Origin of the sequence: Xanthobacter sp., assembly GCF_041911315.1 — a bacterium.
In the GTDB taxonomy this organism is placed as follows: Bacteria; Pseudomonadota; Alphaproteobacteria; order Rhizobiales; family Xanthobacteraceae; genus Xanthobacter; species Xanthobacter aminoxidans.
The window spans coordinates 83,351-102,062 of sequence record NZ_JAYRPE010000034.1 but is presented as its reverse complement, the minus strand read 5'-3'; the positions used below and the strand labels follow the sequence as shown (position 1 = coordinate 102,062).

15 protein-coding genes are annotated in these 18,712 nt (G+C 68.0%); 7 read left to right on the top strand and 8 right to left on the bottom strand.

Annotated elements, in window-relative coordinates:
* Positions 1 to 83: 83 nt before the first annotated feature.
* Together ppdK and ACE3QW_RS11450 are read right to left on the bottom strand one after the other, a co-directional pair.
* The gene (gene ppdK, locus ACE3QW_RS11455; protein ID WP_374251613.1) at positions 84 to 2,741 is read right to left on the bottom strand and encodes a pyruvate, phosphate dikinase; all 2,658 of its coding nucleotides are present in this window, start codon (positions 2,739 to 2,741) and stop codon (positions 84 to 86) included.
* 121 nt (positions 2,742 to 2,862) lie between these two features.
* The gene (locus tag ACE3QW_RS11450) at positions 2,863 to 3,003 is read right to left on the bottom strand and encodes a DUF3096 domain-containing protein (RefSeq protein ID WP_081762717.1); all 141 of its coding nucleotides are present in this window, start codon (positions 3,001 to 3,003) and stop codon (positions 2,863 to 2,865) included.
* 286 nt (positions 3,004 to 3,289) lie between these two features.
* On the opposite strand from ACE3QW_RS11450, the gene ACE3QW_RS11445 reads away from it, so the two are divergent.
* Positions 3,290 to 4,159, top strand: a complete 870-nt coding sequence (locus ACE3QW_RS11445; RefSeq protein WP_374251612.1) for an MBL fold metallo-hydrolase — start codon at positions 3,290 to 3,292, stop codon at positions 4,157 to 4,159.
* A gap of 262 nt (positions 4,160 to 4,421) precedes the next feature.
* On the opposite strand, the gene ACE3QW_RS11440 is transcribed toward ACE3QW_RS11445, so the two are convergent.
* The 3 genes from ACE3QW_RS11440 to ACE3QW_RS11430 all read right to left on the bottom strand — a co-directional run bounded on the left by ACE3QW_RS11440 (position 4,422) and on the right by ACE3QW_RS11430 (position 7,690).
* The gene (locus ACE3QW_RS11440) at positions 4,422 to 5,360 is read right to left on the bottom strand and encodes a TorF family putative porin (RefSeq protein WP_250167181.1); all 939 of its coding nucleotides are present in this window, start codon (positions 5,358 to 5,360) and stop codon (positions 4,422 to 4,424) included.
* A gap of 379 nt (positions 5,361 to 5,739) precedes the next feature.
* Complete coding sequence (locus ACE3QW_RS11435) at positions 5,740 to 6,525, bottom strand: protease inhibitor Inh/omp19 family protein (RefSeq protein WP_374251611.1); 786 nt, start codon at positions 6,523 to 6,525, stop codon at positions 5,740 to 5,742.
* A gap of 193 nt (positions 6,526 to 6,718) precedes the next feature.
* Positions 6,719 to 7,690, bottom strand: coding sequence for a 2-hydroxyacid dehydrogenase (locus ACE3QW_RS11430; protein WP_374251610.1), 972 nt, complete (start codon positions 7,688 to 7,690; stop codon positions 6,719 to 6,721).
* A gap of 357 nt (positions 7,691 to 8,047) precedes the next feature.
* Between ACE3QW_RS11430 and ACE3QW_RS11425 the strand changes: the two genes are divergently transcribed.
* The 5 genes from ACE3QW_RS11425 (at position 8,048) to ACE3QW_RS11405 (ending at position 13,254) form a co-directional block, all read left to right on the top strand.
* Entirely contained in the window at positions 8,048 to 9,121 is a 1,074-nt protein-coding gene (locus tag ACE3QW_RS11425; protein ID WP_374251609.1) for an ABC transporter ATP-binding protein, read from the top strand.
* A gap of 112 nt (positions 9,122 to 9,233) precedes the next feature.
* Positions 9,234 to 10,547 (top strand): ABC transporter substrate-binding protein, encoded by a 1,314-nt coding sequence (locus tag ACE3QW_RS11420; protein WP_029555260.1) that lies wholly within the window; start codon positions 9,234 to 9,236, stop codon positions 10,545 to 10,547.
* 287 nt (positions 10,548 to 10,834) lie between these two features.
* Positions 10,835 to 11,686 (top strand): carbohydrate ABC transporter permease, encoded by an 852-nt coding sequence (locus tag ACE3QW_RS11415; RefSeq protein WP_374251619.1) that lies wholly within the window; start codon positions 10,835 to 10,837, stop codon positions 11,684 to 11,686.
* Between the two features lie 50 nt (positions 11,687 to 11,736).
* Positions 11,737 to 12,627 carry a carbohydrate ABC transporter permease gene (locus ACE3QW_RS11410; protein WP_029555259.1) on the top strand — a complete coding sequence of 297 codons (891 nt, stop codon included), beginning with the start codon at positions 11,737 to 11,739 and terminating at the stop codon, positions 12,625 to 12,627.
* 123 nt (positions 12,628 to 12,750) lie between these two features.
* The gene (locus ACE3QW_RS11405; protein WP_374251608.1) at positions 12,751 to 13,254 is read left to right on the top strand and encodes a TIGR00645 family protein; all 504 of its coding nucleotides are present in this window, start codon (positions 12,751 to 12,753) and stop codon (positions 13,252 to 13,254) included.
* Between the two features lie 58 nt (positions 13,255 to 13,312).
* Here ACE3QW_RS11405 and ACE3QW_RS11400 read toward each other — a convergent pair whose 3' ends face one another.
* From ACE3QW_RS11400 to ACE3QW_RS11390, 3 genes are read right to left on the bottom strand one after another with little or no spacing between them, the layout of a single operon-like run.
* A complete protein-coding gene (locus tag ACE3QW_RS11400) occupies positions 13,313 to 14,791 on the bottom strand; it encodes a mannitol dehydrogenase family protein (protein WP_374251607.1) in 1,479 nt (492 codons plus the stop codon).
* Positions 14,788 to 16,200, bottom strand: a complete 1,413-nt coding sequence (gene uxaC, locus ACE3QW_RS11395) for a glucuronate isomerase (protein WP_374251606.1) — start codon at positions 16,198 to 16,200, stop codon at positions 14,788 to 14,790. The genes ACE3QW_RS11400 and uxaC overlap by 4 nt, the downstream gene beginning before the upstream one ends.
* Positions 16,201 to 16,205: 5 nt before the next feature.
* On the bottom strand, positions 16,206 to 16,970 hold the full coding sequence (locus tag ACE3QW_RS11390) for a GntR family transcriptional regulator (RefSeq protein ID WP_374251605.1): 765 nt from the start codon (positions 16,968 to 16,970) through the stop codon (positions 16,206 to 16,208).
* Positions 16,971 to 17,123: 153 nt separating this feature from the next.
* On the opposite strand from ACE3QW_RS11390, the gene ACE3QW_RS11385 reads away from it, so the two are divergent.
* Positions 17,124 to 18,638: a UxaA family hydrolase gene (locus ACE3QW_RS11385; protein ID WP_374251604.1), complete on the top strand. Its 1,515-nt coding sequence runs from the start codon at positions 17,124 to 17,126 to the stop codon at positions 18,636 to 18,638.
* Positions 18,639 to 18,712: the final 74 nt, after the last annotated feature.

Sequence of the window (18,712 nt, the reverse complement as noted above, 5' to 3'; positions counted from 1 at the left end):
CTTGCCGTCGGCCCCGGTGTTCGACCGAGGCCAAGGGGCACGCTCAGGCGCCGCGCGGGTTTAATCGCGTGGCGACAGGCGGCTCACTTCTTCAGCGCAGCCTGCGCCGCCGCAAGGCGGGCGATCGGCACGCGGAAGGGCGAGCAGGAGACGTAGTTGAGCCCCACCTCATGGCAGAAGGCCACCGAGGCCGGATCACCGCCGTGCTCGCCGCAGATGCCGAGCTTGATGTCGGGACGCGACTTGCGGCCGCGCTCCACGCCGATCTTCACCAGCTCGCCCACGCCGTCCACGTCGATGGAGACGAAGGGGTCCACCTCCAGGATGCCCTTCTGGACATAGGGGCCGAGGAAGGTGCCGGCGTCGTCGCGGGACACGCCGAAGCAGGTCTGGGTGAGGTCGTTGGTGCCGAAGGAGAAGAATTCGGCGCCCTTGGCGATCTCCTCCGCCCGCAGCGCGGCGCGGGGCAGCTCGATCATGGTGCCCACCTGGAAGGTGAGGGTGGCGCCGGTCTCCTGCTCCACCGCCTTGGCGGTGTCGCGGATCACCTTGTCCACGATGTCGAACTCGGCCTTGGTGGCGATGAGCGGCACCATCACCTCGGGCACCACCGCCTCGCCGGTCGACTTGGCGGCGATGACCGCCGCCTCGAAGATGGCGCGGGCCTGCATCTCGGCGATCTCGGGGAAGGCGATGGCGATGCGGCAGCCGCGGAACCCGAGCATCGGGTTCACTTCGTGCAGCTCCTTGTAGCGCCGCTCCACCCGCTCGATGTCCACGCCGAGGCTCTTCGCCACCTCCGCCGTCTCTTCCGCCGTGTGCGGCAGGAACTCGTGCAGCGGCGGGTCAAGCAGGCGGATGGTGACCGGCAGGCCCTTCATGATCTCGAACAGCTCGACGAAGTCGTCGCGCTGCATGGGCAGGAGCTTGGCCAGCGCCGAGCGGCGGCCGGCCTCGTCGTCGGCGAGAATCATCTCGCGCACGGCGAGGATGCGGCCGGCGTCGAAGAACATGTGCTCAGTACGGGACAGGCCGATGCCCTCGGCGCCGAACGAACGGGCCATGCGGGCGTCCGCCGGGGTCTCGGCATTGGCGCGGACCTTGAGCTTGCGGACCTTGTCGGCCCAGCCCATCAGGGTCGCGAACTCGCCGGAGAGTTCCGGCTGGAGCATCGCCACCTCGCCCGCCAGCACCTGGCCGGTACCGCCGTCGATGGTGATGAGGTCGCCCTTCTTGAAGGTCTGGCCGTTCACCGTCAGCGTCTGGGCGGCATTGTCGATGCGCAGCGCACCGGCGCCGGAGACGCAGGGCTTGCCCATGCCGCGCGCGACCACCGCCGCGTGGGAGGTCATGCCGCCACGCGCGGTGAGGATGCCCTGGGCGGCGTGCATGCCGTGGATGTCTTCGGGCGAGGTCTCGACGCGGACGAGGATGACCTTGCGGCCCTGCTCCTTCCACGCCTCGGCCTCATCCGCCGAGAACACGATGGCGCCGGCCGCCGCGCCCGGCGAGGCGGGCAGGCCCGTGGCGATCACCTTGCGCTCGGCCTTGGGGTCGATGGCGGGGTGGAGAAGCTGGTCCAGCGCCGCGGGATCGACCCGGCCGACGGCCTCCTGCTCGGTGATGAGCCCTTCCGCCGCCAGCTCCACGGCGATGCGCAGGGCCGCCTTGGCGGTGCGCTTGCCGGAGCGGGTCTGGAGCATCCAGAGCTTGCCCTTCTCCACCGTGAACTCGAGGTCCTGCATGTCACGGTAGTGGTTCTCGAGCACATGCGAGATGCGCTCGAACTCCTTGAAGGCGTCGGGCAGGGCGACTTCCATGGAGGGCTTGTCGGAGCCGGCGGCCTTGCGGGCCTTATCGGTGAGGTCCTGTGGGGTGCGGATGCCCGCCACCACGTCCTCGCCCTGGGCGTTCACCAGGAACTCGCCATAGAGCGCGTTCTCGCCGGTGGAGGGATTGCGGGTGAAGGCGACGCCGGTGGCCGAGGTCTCGCCCATGTTGCCGAACACCATGGACTGCACGTTCACCGCCGTGCCCCAGCTCTCGGGAATCGAGTGCAGGCGACGGTAGGTGATGGCGCGGGCGTTCATCCAGGACGAGAAGACGGCGCCGATGGCGCCCCAGAGCTGCTCGTGCGGGTCCTGCGGGAAGGGCTTGCCCAGCTCGGACTCGACCTTCGCCTTGTACTTCACCACCAGGGCCGCCCAGTCGTCCGCCGAGAGGTCGGTGTCGAGGGTGTGGCCGTGCTGGAGCTTGTAGTGCTCCAGGATCTCCTCGAAATGGTGGTGGTCCACGCCGAGCACCACGTCGGAATACATGGTGATGAAGCGGCGGTAGCTGTCATAGGCGAAGCGCCGGTCGGCGAGACGGGCCACCGCGTCCACGGTGGCATCGTTGAGGCCGAGGTTCAGCACCGTGTCCATCATGCCGGGCATGGAGGCACGGGCGCCCGAGCGCACCGAGACGAGCAGCGGGTTCGACGCATCGCCGAACGACTTGCCGGTGAGCTGGCCCACCTGGGCGAGCGCGGCTTCCACCTCGCCCTTCAGCTCGGCCGGATAGGTCTGGCCGTGGGCGTAATAATAGGTGCACACCTCGGTGGTGATGGTGAAGCCGGGAGGGACGGGCAGGCCGAGGTTCGACATCTCGGCGAGGTTCGCGCCCTTGCCGCCGAGAAGGTTCTTCATGTCGGCTTTGCCCTCGGCCTTGCCGTCGCCGAAGGTGTAGACCCATTTCGTCATGTGGGTTGGCCCCGTTTGGGATTATGCAGAGTGGCGGGATGCTTTAACGTGCAGCGCACAAAGCATCAACTGGGCAATCGGACGGCCGTTCCTGCGCGGCCCCTTCTGAAGCCGTCGCGGATCAGTGCCCCATGAGGCCGGTGACGCCCACGATGATGAGGTAAATGGCGACCAGCACGTTCAGAAGTCGCGGGAAGGCGAGGATCAGGACGCCTGCAATCAGCGCGACCGCCGGCTGAACGATGACCATGTTGAAAGACATTGTGAAGCCTCCCCTTTCGTCCGGGCGGCCCGAACAGCCTCCGTCGCCGCCGCGGCGCACGATTGCCGATCCGGGGCGCAAGGTCCATGGGGGGCGTCGCGCGGCGTGATCGCACGGCCGGCGCGGGGCTGGCAGGGCGGCTCACGCTGGCGTTACGTGCGACGACATTGCGCGGGCGGCGCAACACGGCACAATCGTGTCATCCGCATCTCGCCGGAACATCCGAGCACCCCTCGCCGCCGCCCATGTCCGCGGAGCGGGGCGGGCGCGACCGATGGGAGCCGCCATGTCGTCCCCTGCCTTCGCCGCAATGCCGAATGCCGTGGCTGCCAACTGCCGCTGGGGAAGGCTGCGCGCGCTCCTCGCCGCGTCTGCTTTCGGGGGGCTGGCGCTGTCGGCAGGGACCGCGCTGGCGCAGCCGGAAAAGTGCCCGCGCATGGTGGCCGAGCGGCCCAAGGTGCGGCTCGCGGCGCTGGATGCCGCCATGCTGCGGCTCGCGGAGGCCACGGGGCCGGTGCACCTGACCTTCATCGGCCACGCCAGCTTCCTCATCGAGAGCCCGGCCGGGGTCAGCATCGTCACGGATTACAACGATTACGTGCGGGCGAATCTGGTGCCGCGCATCGTCACCATGAACCACGCCCACGACACCCACTACACGGACGCGCCTGACCCCGGCATCGAATATGTGCTGAAGGGCTGGGGGCGGGACGGGGCGCCGGCGCACCATGAGGTGACGGTGGAGGACGTGTGGATCCGCAACGTCCCCACCAACATCCGCCGTGGGGCGGGGACCGAATATGACGGCAATTCCATGTTCGTGTTCGAGGTGGCGGGCGTGTGCATCGCCCATCTCGGCCACCTGCACCACCTTCTGACCAAGGACCACCTGGAGGCGCTGGGCCGCATCGACGTGGTGCTGGCGCCGGTGGACGGCTCCTACACGCTCGATCTCGAAGGCATGGTGGAGGTGCTGAAATCCATCAACGCGCCGCTGGTGATCCCCATGCACTATTTCAGCCAGTACGGGCTGGAGCGCTTCCTCGCTCGGCTGGGGCAGGAATGGACGGTTCAGCCCTCCGCCGAGCCGTTCGTGCTGCTCAGCCGGGAGACCCTGCCCAAGACCCGCACCGTGCTGGTGCTGCCGGGGCGGTAGGGGCGGCGAGGGCAGGGGAGCACCGGGAGGATATTCGGCACCGTCATCGCCCGCCTCGTGCGGGCGATCCGCGGCGCGGTCGGGGTGCCACGTCGAGACCCGGCACCGCCCGTGCGGACCGGTGGATGCCCCGGACGCGCCGGAGCATGACGGCGTGTGGCTGCAATGGCCGTCCTGAGCCCTTGTGCCAAAAGAAAAAGGCGCCGCGCAGAGCGCGACGCCTTTGTTCTGTCTCGACCCGGGTCAGGCGACCCGGCCGACCTCACTTGAGGGCGAGGAAGGAGGTGTCGAAGGAGAGGCTGGCCACGTAGCGGTCGCCGCAGACGTTCTTCAGGCCCGAGATCACGCCGCAGGTGCCCATGGAGGCGAAGCCGACGCCGGACACGTAGGACGGGCTGGAGGTGAGGGTGCTGCCGTAGTAGCGCAGGTCGAGGGTGGCGGCCTTGTAGGTGAAGGCGGCGCCCACGTTCCAGGTGGTGTAGGAGGGCAGCTCGTAGTTGGCGACGAAGATGTTGCCGAGGTCGGTCTGGCCGAGCCACTGATAGCCGAGCTCACCCGAGATGTAGAAGCCCACGTCCTTGACCGGGCTCCACTTGGTGAAGTCGATCTTGGCAGTGCCCGACAGGTAGGTGCCGGTGGAGCCGGAGCCCGCGTAGCTGTTGGTGTAGTAGAGGTTGGCGCCGACGGTGAACACGTCGTTGAAGACGTAGGTCGGCTTGAAGTAGACTTCCCAGTAGTCGATGTTGACCGAGGGAATGCCCGCGCCGAGCGAGTTCACGGCGATCTCGCCGGGATAGTAGTAGTAGACGAAGCCGACGTCAGCGGTGAAGGCGCCCCAGGTGTGGCGCAGGCCGCCGTACAGGTCGATCTCAGCCGAGGCGTCGGTCAGGCCGGTGAAGCCGCCGAACTGGTTGATCGGGGGGAAGTCCACGTTCGAGGCGAAGATGCCCGCGTAGACCCAGTCGAACAGGCGCAGCTCGGCATAACCCTGAACGGTGGGGTTGCCGTCGGTCTGCGAGATGCCGCGGAACACGTAGTCGGTGCCGAGCTTCACGCCGAACGCCACGTCCCACAGGGGAGCCTCAGGCGCCGGAGCGGCCTTCACGGGCATGGGAGAGCTCAGGTCCGCGGCGCCGGCGGCACCCACGGAAGCGGCTCCGGCCAGGAGCATGGAAGCGGCCACGACTGCAATCTTGTTCATAACGGTTTTCCCCGCAGCGATCTGGAATGATAAAAATCAGGTCGCGGCTTCAAGTCCAATGCGAAATTTGAGGCAGCGATTGCATCCGCTTTAGGCAAACCGTTGCAATTGCTGGATTCTGCTGTTGCATGGTTGCAACGCACTGTCCCGAAACGGTACGGCGGCCCGTTCCTGCCAGGAAAATGATGTGCCGGGAAAGGGGGCGGGCGCCTCAAAAAGGCCATGGAAATGGTATTATAATCCGGCGAGGTGACGCTTTCCGATCACAGGGCCCGTCACACGGGTGACTCATGGGCGTGACTCGGAGCTCGCGCGGGCCGGCCATAGGGGCCGACCGCGGAGGCTGCCCCGGCGCGAGGTCGGGGCCGATGTCCGAGTGTCAGGGGCGCGTCATCAGCAGCGGGCGCCCGCGTTCCGGCGTGCGGGCCCAGCCGCCGTCTTCCTGCCGGGCGAAGCGGATGACAGAGGCGCCGCCCTCGCCGCGCACGAGGATGTTGCCGCCCTCGATGTCCCACGCGGTGGGACCGAAGCGCAGCAGGGCCGCATCGCAGCCGCTGGCGATGCTCAGGCGGAACCCGCCGCCCTTGGCCGGCGAATCGAGGAACGTCACCCGGCACACGGGCGTCCCCACCTGTCGGGCGAGGTCCCAGTCGCCGACCACTTCCTCGGGCTTCAGCTCGGTGCCTTCGGCCACGGCGGGGTTGGCGAGGAAATAGACGCCGTCGCCTTCGCGCAGCGCCTCGTAGCTGCCTTCGGTGCCCTCGGTGAACTCGGCGACGGTGCGGCCCTGCGCATTGAGAAGGCGGATGGAGCCGGAGGGATCGGGCAGCCAGGCGACGACCTGCGCGGAAAAGCCGATGTCGGCGCAGGCGGGCCGGTCGAACTCCACCGCGAGGCCGGGGCCGGCGGCGTCGGGCTTCAGGGCGAAGGCGCAGCCGCGTGCGCCGTCGGCGCTGGAGAGCCGGAGCGGCGCGGCCATGCGGGCCGCCGCCTCACGCACGGCGGGATCGAGCTTCGGCGCCGCGGTGGCGGAGGCCGGGGGCTTCGCGGCCGGATCGGCCTTCTGGGCGAACGCAGGCGCGATGGCGATCAGGCCGGCAAGAAGCGGGGCGGCAAGGAGAGGGGCAGCAAGAAGGGGAGTGGCAAGAAGGGGAGTGGCAACCACGCGGCACAACGCGCCGCGGCGCGTTTGAATCCGCGGAAAATCGTTCAGATGCGCCATGCTGCCCTCCACGACGACCCGCGCCCCGGTCGCCCCGCCGCGTCGCGCTGCGAGTTTAGCACCGCGCGGGCAGGGGATCATCAGGTACGCGCGCCGGCGCGAGAACCGGCGCGTCGCCGCCTGGGGGCGTTGCAGGTCAGCCCCGCGGCCAGGGCGTCTCGGCGACGGGGGTCAGCGGCCCCTTGCCGTCGAAGAAGGAGAGGATGTTGTCCACCACCAATTGTCCCATGGCGGCGCGGGTGTAGTGGGTGGCGGAGCCCACGTGCGGCAGCAGCACCACGTTGTCGAGGGCGAAGAAGGCCTCGGGCACGTTGGGCTCGTCCTCGAACACGTCGAGGCCGGCGGCGAGGATGGTCTTCGACTGGAGCGCTGAGAGCAGCGCCGCCTCGTCCACCACAGTGCCGCGCGCCACGTTGATGAGGATGCCGTTGGCGCCGAGCGCCGCCAGCACCTCGGCATTGATGATGTGGCGCGTGGCCGGTCCGCCGGGAAGAATCGCCACCAGCACGTCCACCGCCCGTGCCATCTCCACGAGGTCGGGATAATGGCGATATGCCACGTCCGCCTGCGGCCGCCGGCTGTGGTAGACGACGGGCACGGAGAAGGCCTCCAGCCGCTTGGCGATGGCCTTGCCGATGCGGCCCATGCCGAGGATACCCACGGTGCGGTCGCGCAGGGTGGGGCCGAGGGGAAAGGCGCTCTTGGTCCACTGTCCCGAGCGCACGAAACGGTCGCCCTGGGGGATCTGCCGCACGGTGGCGAGCAGCAGGCCGAGGGTGAGGTCGGCCACCTCCTCGTTCAGCACGTCCGGCGTGTTGGTGACGATCACGCCGCGCTTCGCCGCCGCCGCCGCGTCCACCGTGTCGTAGCCGACGCCGAAATTGCCAACGATCTTCAGGTTGGGCAGGCGCGCCATGAGCGCGTCGTCCACCTTCACCTTGCCGCGGGTGGCGATGGCCTCGACCGCGCCGGCATTGCTGTCGTTCAGGGCGTCCAGCGGCACGAGGGTGAAGCGGCCGGAAAGCTGGCGCTCGACGACCTCCTCCATCACGGAGCCGGTGAGGAGAAGGGCCGGGCGGGCGGCATCGGTCATGGCAGATCCGGTCATCGCAAGTCTCCGCTATGGCGGCTGGGCAGGAAAAACGGATGGAAATGTCACCGGCGGGCCGGCGGGAGCGCCGCCCCCTGAACCCGCGCCGGAGCCCGCAGAGCACGGCCGGAAGCGGCCATCCCCTCGGCGGGAGGGGTATCTCTAGCCCCATATCAGACCTTCGTCCAATGGAGCTTCAATCGTTTTAAATTTCCTCTTGATCCCGTTCTCGCCTCGCACCATGATCGCGCCGCGTTCCGGAAGGGGCGCCCGGCCGGAGGTCTGTTCCGGCCCAAGAATGGTGCGGCTGCATCGGGCAAGGTCCTCAAGGGCCCCCGCGCGGCACGAGGAAACGGCGAGGGGAGAGGACGCTGCATGGCGACCGTGGACATTCGCGGTGTGAAGAAGGCCTATGGGTCGACGCAGGTCATCCATGGCGTGGACGTGGACATCCGCGACGGTGAGTTCGTGGTCCTGGTCGGCCCCTCGGGCTGCGGCAAGTCCACGCTGCTGCGCATGATCGCCGGCCTCGAAAACATCTCCGGTGGCGAAATCCTGATCGGCAATCGCGTCATCAACGAGATGCCGCCGAAGGAACGGGACATCGCCATGGTGTTCCAGAACTACGCGCTCTATCCGCACATGACTGTCGCGGACAACATGGGCTTCTCGCTGAAGCTGCGCAAAGCCCCGAAGTCCGAGATCGAGAGCCGGGTCCAGCGCGCCGCCGAGATCCTCAACCTCACCAAGCTGCTCGACCGCTACCCCCGCCAGCTCTCCGGCGGCCAGCGCCAGCGCGTCGCCATGGGCCGCGCCATCGTGCGCGATCCGCAGGTGTTCCTGTTCGACGAGCCGCTCTCCAATCTCGACGCCCAGCTGCGCGTGCAGATGCGCACCGAGATCAAGGAACTGCACCAGCGGCTGAAGACCACCACGGTCTACGTCACCCACGACCAGATCGAGGCCATGACCATGGCCGACAAGATCGTGGTGATGCACGACGGCATCGTGGAGCAGATCGGCGCCCCGCTCGACCTTTACGACCGGCCCGCCAACCAGTTCGTCGCCGGCTTCATCGGCTCGCCCTCCATGAACTTCGTCAAGGGCAAGGTGCGGCTCGGCGCCAATCCCATGCTGGTGACGGACAGCGGCGTCGAGGTTCCCCTGCCGGATGCGCAGGGTCTCTCCGACGGCCAGAAGGTGGTCTACGGCCTGCGCCCCGAGCACATCCGCCTCGATCCCGCGGGCGTGCCGGCGCAGGTCGTCGTCACCGAGCCCACCGGCTCGGAGATCCTGGTCGTCGCCCGTCTGGGCGAGGGGGCCGCGGCGCAGGAGATCACCTGCCTGTTCCGCGAGCGGCTGAGCTTCAGCCCCGGCGAGACGATCCGCATCGCGCCGCAGCCGGGCCTCACACATCTTTTTGACGAGGCGACCGGCAGTCGCCTCTGACAAGGTCCGGTACCGTGCCGGGCTTCGGTACGATCAGGGGGAAAGAAGACCGTTCGAGACTGTCGTCCGAAACGGCCCATCCTCGAGGAAACGCTTCACGGGAGGAAGACCAATGACCATTTCCAGACGTGACCTTCTCATGAGCGGCGCGGGCCTTGCGGCCGGCGCCATGGCCCTGCCCATGCTCTCCACCAAGGAGGCCATCGCCCAGGCTGTCGCCAAGTTCGAGCCGGAGGCCGGCGCCTCGCTGCGCCTGCTGCGCTGGTCGCCGTTCGTGAAGGGCGAGGAAGACGCCTGGATCGCCAACACCAAGAAGTTCACCGAGGCCACCGGCATCGAGGTGCGCATCGACAAGGAGAGCTGGGAGGACATCCGTCCCAAGGCCGCCGTCGCCGCCAACGTGGGCTCCGGCCCTGACATCGTGTGGGTGTGGTTCGACGACGCCCAGCAGTATCCCGACAAGCTGCTCGACGTGACCGACCTCGCCGACAGCCTCGCCAAGCAGTATGGCGGCTATTATCCGGCCTGCGCGGCCTATGCGACGGTCAAGGGCCGCTTCGTCGGCCTGCCGCTCGCCACCATCGGCAACGCGGTGGTCTATCGCGACAGCTGGGTGAAGCAGGCGGGCTTCTCCGAATTCCCGAAGGACACCAAGGGCCTTCTCGAACTCGGCAAGGCGCTCAAGGCCAACAACCACCCCATGGGCTTCACGCTGGGCCATGGCGTGGGTGACGGCAACAACTTCTGCCACTGGGTGCTGTGGAGCCACGGCGGCAAGATGGTGGACGAGAGCGGCAAGGTGGTCATCAACTCGCCGGAGACCGTCGCCGGCCTGAAATACGTGGCCGAGCTGTACAAGACCTTCATCCCCGGCACCGAGAGCTGGCTCGACGTCAACAACAACCGCGCCTTCATCGCCGGCGACCTGTCGGTGACGGCGAACGGCGTGTCGGTCTATTACGCGGCCGCCAACGACCCCAAGCTCGCCGAGATGGCGGCGGACATGAAGTCCACCAACTTCCCGGTCGGTCCCGTCGGCAAGAAGGTGGAACTGCACCAGACCACCACCGCCTGCATCTTCAAGTATTCGAAGTTCCCCAAGGCGGCGCAGGCCTATCTCGCCTTCATGTTCCAGGCCGACCAGTACAATGCCTGGCTGACCGGCGCGAGCGCCTATTGCTGCCAGACGCTGAAGAGCTTCTCCAACAATCCGGTGTGGACCTCCAAGCCCATCCACGCCGCCTATGCGCTCGCCTCCGAGACGCTGCAGCCCAACGGCTACGCCGGTCCGCTCGGGCCGAAGTCGGCCGCGGCCATGGCCGACTGGATCGTCGTGGACATGGTGGCGGAAGCCGCCACCGGCCAGCGCACCCCGGAAGAAGCCGCCAAGCGCGCCCAGCAGCGCGCCGAGCGCATCTACCGCTGAGGCGGGACTGACGCCTTCATCCTCCTCCCCTCTCAACTCGCGAGTGAGGGCTGGAGGTGAGGGCCGATGCGGGGTGGGGGGAGCAAACCCCTCACCCGTCTCGCGGCTGCGCCGCGATCCACCCTCTCCCGCAAGGGGAGAGGGGCTTTCCCTCCCGGTCGGGAGGCGCTCGTCAAAATGCTTCCGGAGACCCATTCATGGCCAACGTCGCAGCGGCTGAGCCGACCCACAAACGGTCCTTCTGGGCCGGCATCGGTCAGGGCCGGCACGTACTCGGCATCGCCTTCATGGTGCCGGCGGCCGTCTTCCTGCTGTTCTTCCTCACCTATCCCCTCGGCCTCGGCGTGTGGCTCGGCTTCACCGACACGCGCATCGGCCGCGAGGGCGTGTTCATCGGCCTCGAGAACTACGAATCGCTCTGGGGCGACAGCCTGTTCTGGCTGGTGGTGTTCAACACGCTCCTCTACACCATCGCCGCCTCGATCCTGAAGTTCGGCCTCGGCCTGTGGCTGGCGCTGCTGCTCAACGAGAACCTGCCGTTCAAGGCCTTCTTCCGCGCCGTGGTGCTGCTGCCGTGGGTGGTGCCCACCGTGCTCTCGGCCATCGCCTTCTGGTGGATCTTCGACAGCCAGTATTCGATCATCTCCTGGGCGCTCATCAAGATGGGGCTCATCTCCGCGCCCATCAACTTCCTCGGCGACGTCACCAACGCCCGCGCCTCGGTCATCGCGGCCAATGTCTGGCGCGGCATTCCCTTCGTCGCCATCTCGCTGCTGGCGGGCCTCCAGACCATCTCGCCCTCGCTGCACGAGGCGGCGACGCTGGACGGCGCCACCAACTGGCAGCGCTTCCGCTACATCACGCTGCCCATGCTCTCGCCGATCATCGCGGTGGTGATGACCTTCTCGGTGCTGTTCACCTTCACCGACTTCCAGCTGATCTACGTGCTGACCCGCGGCGGCCCGCTGAACTCCACCCACCTCATGGCGACGCTCTCCTTCCAGCGCGCCATTCCCGGCGGCTCGCTGGGCGAGGGCGCGGCCATCGCCGTGGCCATGATCCCCTTCCTGCTGGCGGCGATCCTGTTCAGCTATTTCGGCCTGCAGCGCCGCAAGTGGCAGCAGGGCGGGGCCGACTGAGCCCGCCCTCAAAGCCCCGCGCGCCGCCCCCCAATTCTGCGAGGACCCCCATGGCCCAGCCCCAACCCGTTGAGATGACCGACAATTCCACGGGCATGAGCTATCTCGACAGCCTGCCCCGGCGGGTCGTCACCGTCTTCCTGCCGCTCATCGTCTTTGTCTTCGTGCTGCTGTTCCCGTTCTACTGGATGGCCATCACCGCCATCAAACCGAACTTCCAGCTCACCGATTACAACAACTACTCCCCGCTCTGGGTGGTGGAGCCGACGCTGGAGCACATCAAGTATCTCCTGTTCGAGACCTCCTATCCCCACTGGCTGTGGAACACGGTCTACATCTCGGTGGCGGCGACCGTCATCTCGCTGGTGACGAGCGTGTTCGCGGCCTATGCCATCGAGCGCCTGCGCTTCAACGGCTCGCGCTGGGTGGGTCTCGGCATCTTCCTCGCCTATCTGGTGCCGCCCTCCATCCTGTTCATCCCGCTCGCCATCATGGTGTTCGGCCTCGGCATCTACGACACCAAGCTGGCGCTGATCCTCACCTATCCCACCTTCCTCGTGCCCTTCTCCACCTGGCTGCTGATGGGCTATTTCCGCTCCATCCCGTTCGAGCTGGAGGAGTGCGCGCTGGTGGACGGCGCCTCGCGCTGGCAGATCCTCATCAAGGTGCTGCTGCCGCTCTCGGTTCCGGGGCTGATCTCGGCGGGCATCTTCTCCTTCACCCTGTCGTGGAACGAGTTCATCTACGCGCTCACCTTCATCCAGTCGTCGGAGAACAAGACCGTGCCGGTGGGCGTGCTCACCGAGCTGGTGCGGTCGGACGTCTATGAGTGGGGATCGCTGATGGCCGGCGCCCTCATCGGCTCGCTGCCGGTGGTGATCCTCTATTCCTTCTTCGTGGACTATTACGTCTCGTCCATGACCGGAGCGGTGAAGGAGTAAGGCACACCCTTCCGGGGGCCGCGCCTGCCGAATTTGCCCGCTTGCCCTCGCGCGCGCGCCGTGGCACCCCTTGCCGCGGCTCGTTGCGGTGCATCATGCGCCGGGGGAAAGCGGGGGTGAGGGATGATCGAGCGGGTGATCGAAGGGATTTTGTTCCGCAGCCGCTGGATTCTCGCGCCCTTCTATGTCGGCCTCGTCGTGGGCATGCTGGTGCTGCTGTTCAAGTTCGGCCACGAGCTGCTGCACTTCGTGCTGCACGCGGTCTCGGCCACCGAGAGCGACATCATCCTCGGCATCCTCGCTCTGGTAGACCTGACGCTCACCTGCAACCTCGTGGTGATCGTCATCTTCTCCGGCTACGAGAACTTCGTGTCGAAGATCGATCCCGACGGCCACCCCGACTGGCCGGACTGGATGACGCGGGTGGACTTCACCGGCCTCAAGCAGAAGCTGCTGGCCTCCATCGTCGCCATCTCCGCCATCCAGCTGCTCAAGGCCTTCATGAACCTCGACAAGGGGAACATGAGCGAGAACACGCTCATGTGGCTGGTCATCATCCACATGGTGTTCGTGGGATCGAGCCTGGTGCTGGCCTGGTCGGACAGTCTCTCCAACAACAAGCACTGAGCGGCGCGGGCGCCTCGTGTGCCCTCGGCCCCGGTCTCTGACCGTCGCCGCGCGGGCTTCACCCGCCCGCCATGTCCTCCACCGTCGCCGCAGCCCCGCGCGCCGTGAGCCGGCCCAAGGCATCCTGCACCGCGTCGGCGAAGCGCGGATCGGTGCCCAGGTCGGCGAACACCTCGCGCACGGAGAGAAGCGCCGGCGCGAGGCGCGCCGCATCGGGGCCGGCCTCGTCCGCCAGCGCCTTCAGGCGGGCAGCGAGGGGGTCGCGCACGTCGATGGCCTTGCCCTGTTCGTCCCGCCCGGTCACGTAGCGCATCCAGCCGGCGACGCCGAGGGCGAGCAGTGGAATGGGCGCACCCTTTGCCAGCCGGTCGCGGGCGGTAGCAACGAGGCGCTGGGGCAGCTTCTGCGAGCCGTCCATGGCGATCTGCCACGTGCGGTGCCTGAGCGCCGGATTGGCGAACCGCTCCCGAAGCGCGCGCTTGTAGGCGGCCACATCGACACCCGCGGGCAGATGCAGCGTGGGCGTCACCTCCTCATCCTGAAGGCGCGCCACCAGCCGGGCGAAGGCGGGCACCGCCATGGTCTCAGCGATGGTGGCGTGGCCCGCGAGATAGCCGAGATAGGCGAGGGTGGAATGGGCGCCGTTGAGCAGGCGCAGCTTCATGTGCTCGAACGGCTCCACGTCCGAAACCAGCTCCACCCCCACCTCCTCCAGAGGCGGCCGGCCGAGGGGGAAATGGTCCTCCACCACCCATTGGGTGAAGGGCTCGGCCATCACCGGCCATGCATCTTCCATCCCCAACCCGGCGGCCACCAGCGCGCGGTCGTCGTCCGTGGTGGCGGGCACGATGCGGTCCACCATGGTGGAAGGGAAAGCGACCTCACCCGCGACGAAGCGGCCGAGATCATCGTCCCGCAGGGCGGCGAGGCCGGCCGTCACCCGCGCCACGGTCTTGCCGTTGGCGGGGAGATTGTCGCAGGTGAGGACGGTGAAGGGGGCGATGCCGGCGGCGCGGCGGCGGGCGAGGGCCTCCACCAGATAACCGGGCGCGCTCACCGGACGGTGAGGATTGGCAAGATCGGCGCGGATGTCCGGGTGCGCCTCGTCCAGCGTGCCCGAGGCGGGATCGTGGCAATAGCCCTTCTCGGTGACGGTGAGGGTGACGATGCGCACGCGCGGATCGCACATGGCCACGAGCAAAGCCTCGGGATCGCGCGGCGCCACCAGCAGCCGACGGAGCGATCCGATGACGCGCAGCTTGTCCCCCGCGCCCGAGCGTTCGGCGAGGGTGTAGAGCCCATCCTGAGGATCGAGCGCGTCGGAGGTGTCGGGCGAACGCAGGCTGGCGCCGCAGATCGACCAGCCCGTGTGCCCGCGCGCGAGGATGGCGTCGAGATAGGCCGCCTGATGGGCGCGGTGGAAGGCGCCGACGCCCAGATGCACCACCCCCACCTCCGCCGCCGCGATATCGTAGGCCGGGCGGGCGACGGCGGCGGGCAGGTCGGCGAGGGTGGAAAGCGAGAGCCGGGGGCTCAAAGCTTGTAGGCCTTCTTGGCGAGGCCGTAGGCGAGATCGCGCGCCACCTCCACCGCCTCGTCCTCATCCAGCCGGTGCTCGCAGACGAGTTCGGCGAGGAAGCCGCAATCGATGCGCCGCGCCACATCATGCCGGGCGGGGATGGAGGGGAAGGCGCGGGTGTCGTCGTTGAAGCCCACGGTGTTGTAGAAGCCGGCGGTCTCGGTGGTCATGGCGCGGAAGCGCTTCATGCCCTCCGGGCTGTCATGGAACCACCACGCCGGGCCGAGCCGCAGCGCCGGGTAATGGCCGGCCAGCGGCGCCAGCTCCCGGGCATAGCTCGTCTCATCCAGCGTGAAGAGGATGATGGTAAGGCCGGCTTCGTTGCCGAAGCGGTCCAGCAGCGGCTTCAGCGCGCGCACATATTCGGTGGGGGAGGGGATGTCCGCCCCCTTGTCCCGGCCGAAGCGGGCGAAGATCTGGCCGTTGTGGTTGCGCATGGCGCCGGGATGGATCTGCATCACCAGCCCGTCCTCCAGGCTCATGCGCGCCATCTCGGTGAGCATCTGGCCGCGGAACAGCTCGGCATCCTGCGCGCTCACGGGTGCATTGCCGGTGACACGGCGGAACAGCGCCTCGGCCTCGTGCGGCGGCAGGTCGAAGGTCGCGGCGGTGGGGTGGCCGTGGTCGCTGGAGGTGGCGCCGAAGGTCTTGAAGAAGGCGCGCCGCTTGCGGTGGGCGGCGAGATAGCCCGTCCAGGAGAAGGTGTCCTCGCCGGTGATCTCGCCGAACCGGCGCAGGTTGGCGGTGAAGCCCTCGAACTCCGGGTCCACCACCGGATCGGGGCGATAGGCCGTCACCACCCGCCCGCTCCAGCCGCTGGCGCGGATTTCCGCATGGGCGGAAAGGTCGTCCAGCGGGCTCTCGGTGGTGGCGATCACCTCGATGTTAAAGCGTTCGAACAAAGCGCGGGGCTTGAACGCCTCCTGTTGCAGCTTCCCGGCGATGAGGTCGTAGGCGGCATCCGCGTTCCGCTCGCTGAGCCGCTCCTCAAGGCCGAACAGGGTGGCGAAGGCGTGGTCCAGCCATGCCCGCGTGGGGGTGCCACGGAACAGGTGGTAGTTGGCCGCGAACAGCCGCCAGATGGCCCGGCCGTCCTGCTCCGTCTCGCCGCCGTCCGCACGGGGAACACCCAGCTTTTCCAGCGGGATGCCCTGTGAGTAGAGCATCCGGAACACATAGTGGTCCGGCACCACGAACAGCCGCGCGGGATCGGGGAAGTTCTCGTTGAAGGCGTACCAGCGCGGATCGGTGTGGCCGTGGGGCGAGACGATGGGCAGCGCCTCCACCTCCCCATAGAGCCGGCGGGCCACCGCGCGCACGGACGGATCGGCGGGCAGCAGGCGATCGGGATGGAGGAGGCTGGACACGGAACTCACCTCGCGTTCACGGCATCGGCGGGCGCGCCTTCCGCCTCGAAATAATCGGGATGGGCGGCGCCCAGATCTTCGACGCTGGGGATGACCCGGCCGAGATGGGCCGCCATGGCCTTTTCCGCCCCGTCCGCATCCCCCTCTCCGATGGCATCGGCCACCATCTGGTGCTCGGCGATGACGCTGGCGCGGCGCTGAGGGGAGGGCAAAGTGAGGAGGCGGCAGCGGTCCACGTGCGCCTTCTCCTGCCGGATGACACGCCAGATGTTGGGGTGTCCGGCAAGCTCGGCGATGATCTGGTGGAAGGCTTCGTCGGCGGCGTGGAACTCTGCCAGCGCCCCGGCGCGGTGGGCGGCGCGCTGCTGGCGCAGGGTGGCGAGGAGCGGCGCCATCGCCACCCGCCGCGCCTTCTCCGGCAGCGTCGCCACATGGGCGGCCGCCTCGCGCACGCTGGTGCGTTCCAGCGCGTTGCGGATGATCATGGCGTCGCGCACTTCCGGCACCGAGATGCGTGAGACGAAGGTGCCGTACTGGGGAAAGATATCCACGAGGCGCTCGTCGGCGAGCTTCAGGATGGCCTCGCGCACCGGCGTGCGGCTGACGCCGTAGGCGAGGGCGATCTGCTTTTCCTGCAGCGGCGCGCCGGGCGGTAGGGTCATGGCCACGATGTCGTCGCGCAGGGCGGCGTGGATGCGCGAGGATGCCGGCACCGCACGGACATTCTCGCTGCGAAGCGCCGGCCTGCGCCTGAGATCCGCCCCCGTCACCACCACCGTTCCAGCCTCCCCCGGCAGCCTGCCCGCTCTTGCGAGGTCTTCCATACTAATATATTAGCATATCAAGAGCGTCAACGAAGGCGCGGGTCCAATAGTGGCCGTGAAACAGGTCGGGGAGACGTGCTCATGGGGATGGAGGCGGGCATGGCGCCGCGCACCCTTCGGCTTTCTGCGAAGGACAATCTGGCGGTGGCGCTGGACGAGGTCGCGCCCGGCGGTTCGGTCGCGGGCATCGTCGCCACCCAGCGCATCCCGCGCGGCCACAAGGTGGCCATCGAGCCCATTCCCGCCGGGGCATCGGTGGTGAAGTTCGGCCAGGTCATCGGCTTTGCCAGCGAGGACATCGCCCCCGGTGCCCACATCCACACCCACAATGTGGTGCTGCACGATTTCGCCCGCGACTACGCCTTCGCCGCCGACGCCCGCGACGATGTGCTGGTGCCGGAGGCCGAGCGCGCCCACTTCATGGGCTTCCGCCGCTCCAACGGGCGCACTGGCACGCGCAACTATCTCGGCATCCTCACCAGTGTGAACTGCTCGGCCTCGGTGGCGCGGTTCGCGGCGCAGGCGGCGGAACGCTCCGGCATCCTCGCGGACTTTCCCGGCATCGACGGCATCGTGCCCATCATCCACGGCACCGGCTGCGGCATGGCCTCCAAGGGCGAGGGCTATGACGTGCTCTCGCGCACACTTTGGGGCTATGCCACCCACCCCAACTTCGCCGCCGTGGTGATGGTGGGCCTCGGCTGCGAGATGTTCCAGATCGCCCGCTTCAAGCAGGATTACGGGGTGGAGGAGGCGGACGGCTTCCGCACCCTCACCATCCAGGACGAGGGCGGCACGCGCCGCACGGTGGAGCACATCCTCGGCACGCTGAAGGAGATGGTGCCCCGCGCCGCCGCCGCCCGGCGGGAGGCCCGGCCGGCGTCCGAGATCGTGCTGGCGCTCCAGTGCGGCGGCTCGGACGGCTATTCGGCGCTCACGGCGAACCCCGCGCTGGGGGTGGCTTCCGACCTGCTGGTGGCGCAGGGCGGTACCTCCATTCTCTCCGAGACGCCGGAGATCTACGGGGCCGAGCACCTGCTGACCCGCCGTGCCGCGACCCGCGAGGTCGGCGAGAAGCTGGTCGCCCGCATCAAGTGGTGGGAGGAGTACACCGCCCGCAATGCGGGGGAGATGAACAACAATCCCTCGCCCGGCAACAAGGCCGGCGGGCTCACGACCATTCTGGAGAAGTCGCTGGGCGCCGCCGCCAAGGGCGGTTCCTCCACCCTGCGCGCGGTCTATGAATATGCCGAGCCGGTGACGGATGCCGGCTTCGTCTTCATGGACACCCCCGGCTACGATCCGGTGGCCGCCACCGGGCAGGTGGCGGGCGGGGCGAACGTCATCTGCTTCACCACCGGTCGCGGCTCCGCCTTCGGCGCCAAGCCCACCCCCTCCATCAAGCTCGCCACCAATTCCGACATCTATCGCCGGATGGAAGAGGACATGGACATCAATTGCGGCGACGTGCTCGATGGCGTGTCGCTGGAGGAGAAGGGCCGCGAGATCTTCGACAAGGTGCTGGCGGTTGCCTCCGGCGCCCACACCAAGTCCGAGGAACTGGGCTACGGCGATGCCGAGTTCGTGCCCTGGCAGATCGGCGCGGTGATGTAGGCCGCCGCGCCCGTGGGAAGTGAACGGCCGCAAAGGCCGCAATAAAGCGGAAAAATATCCGACACACAGGGAGA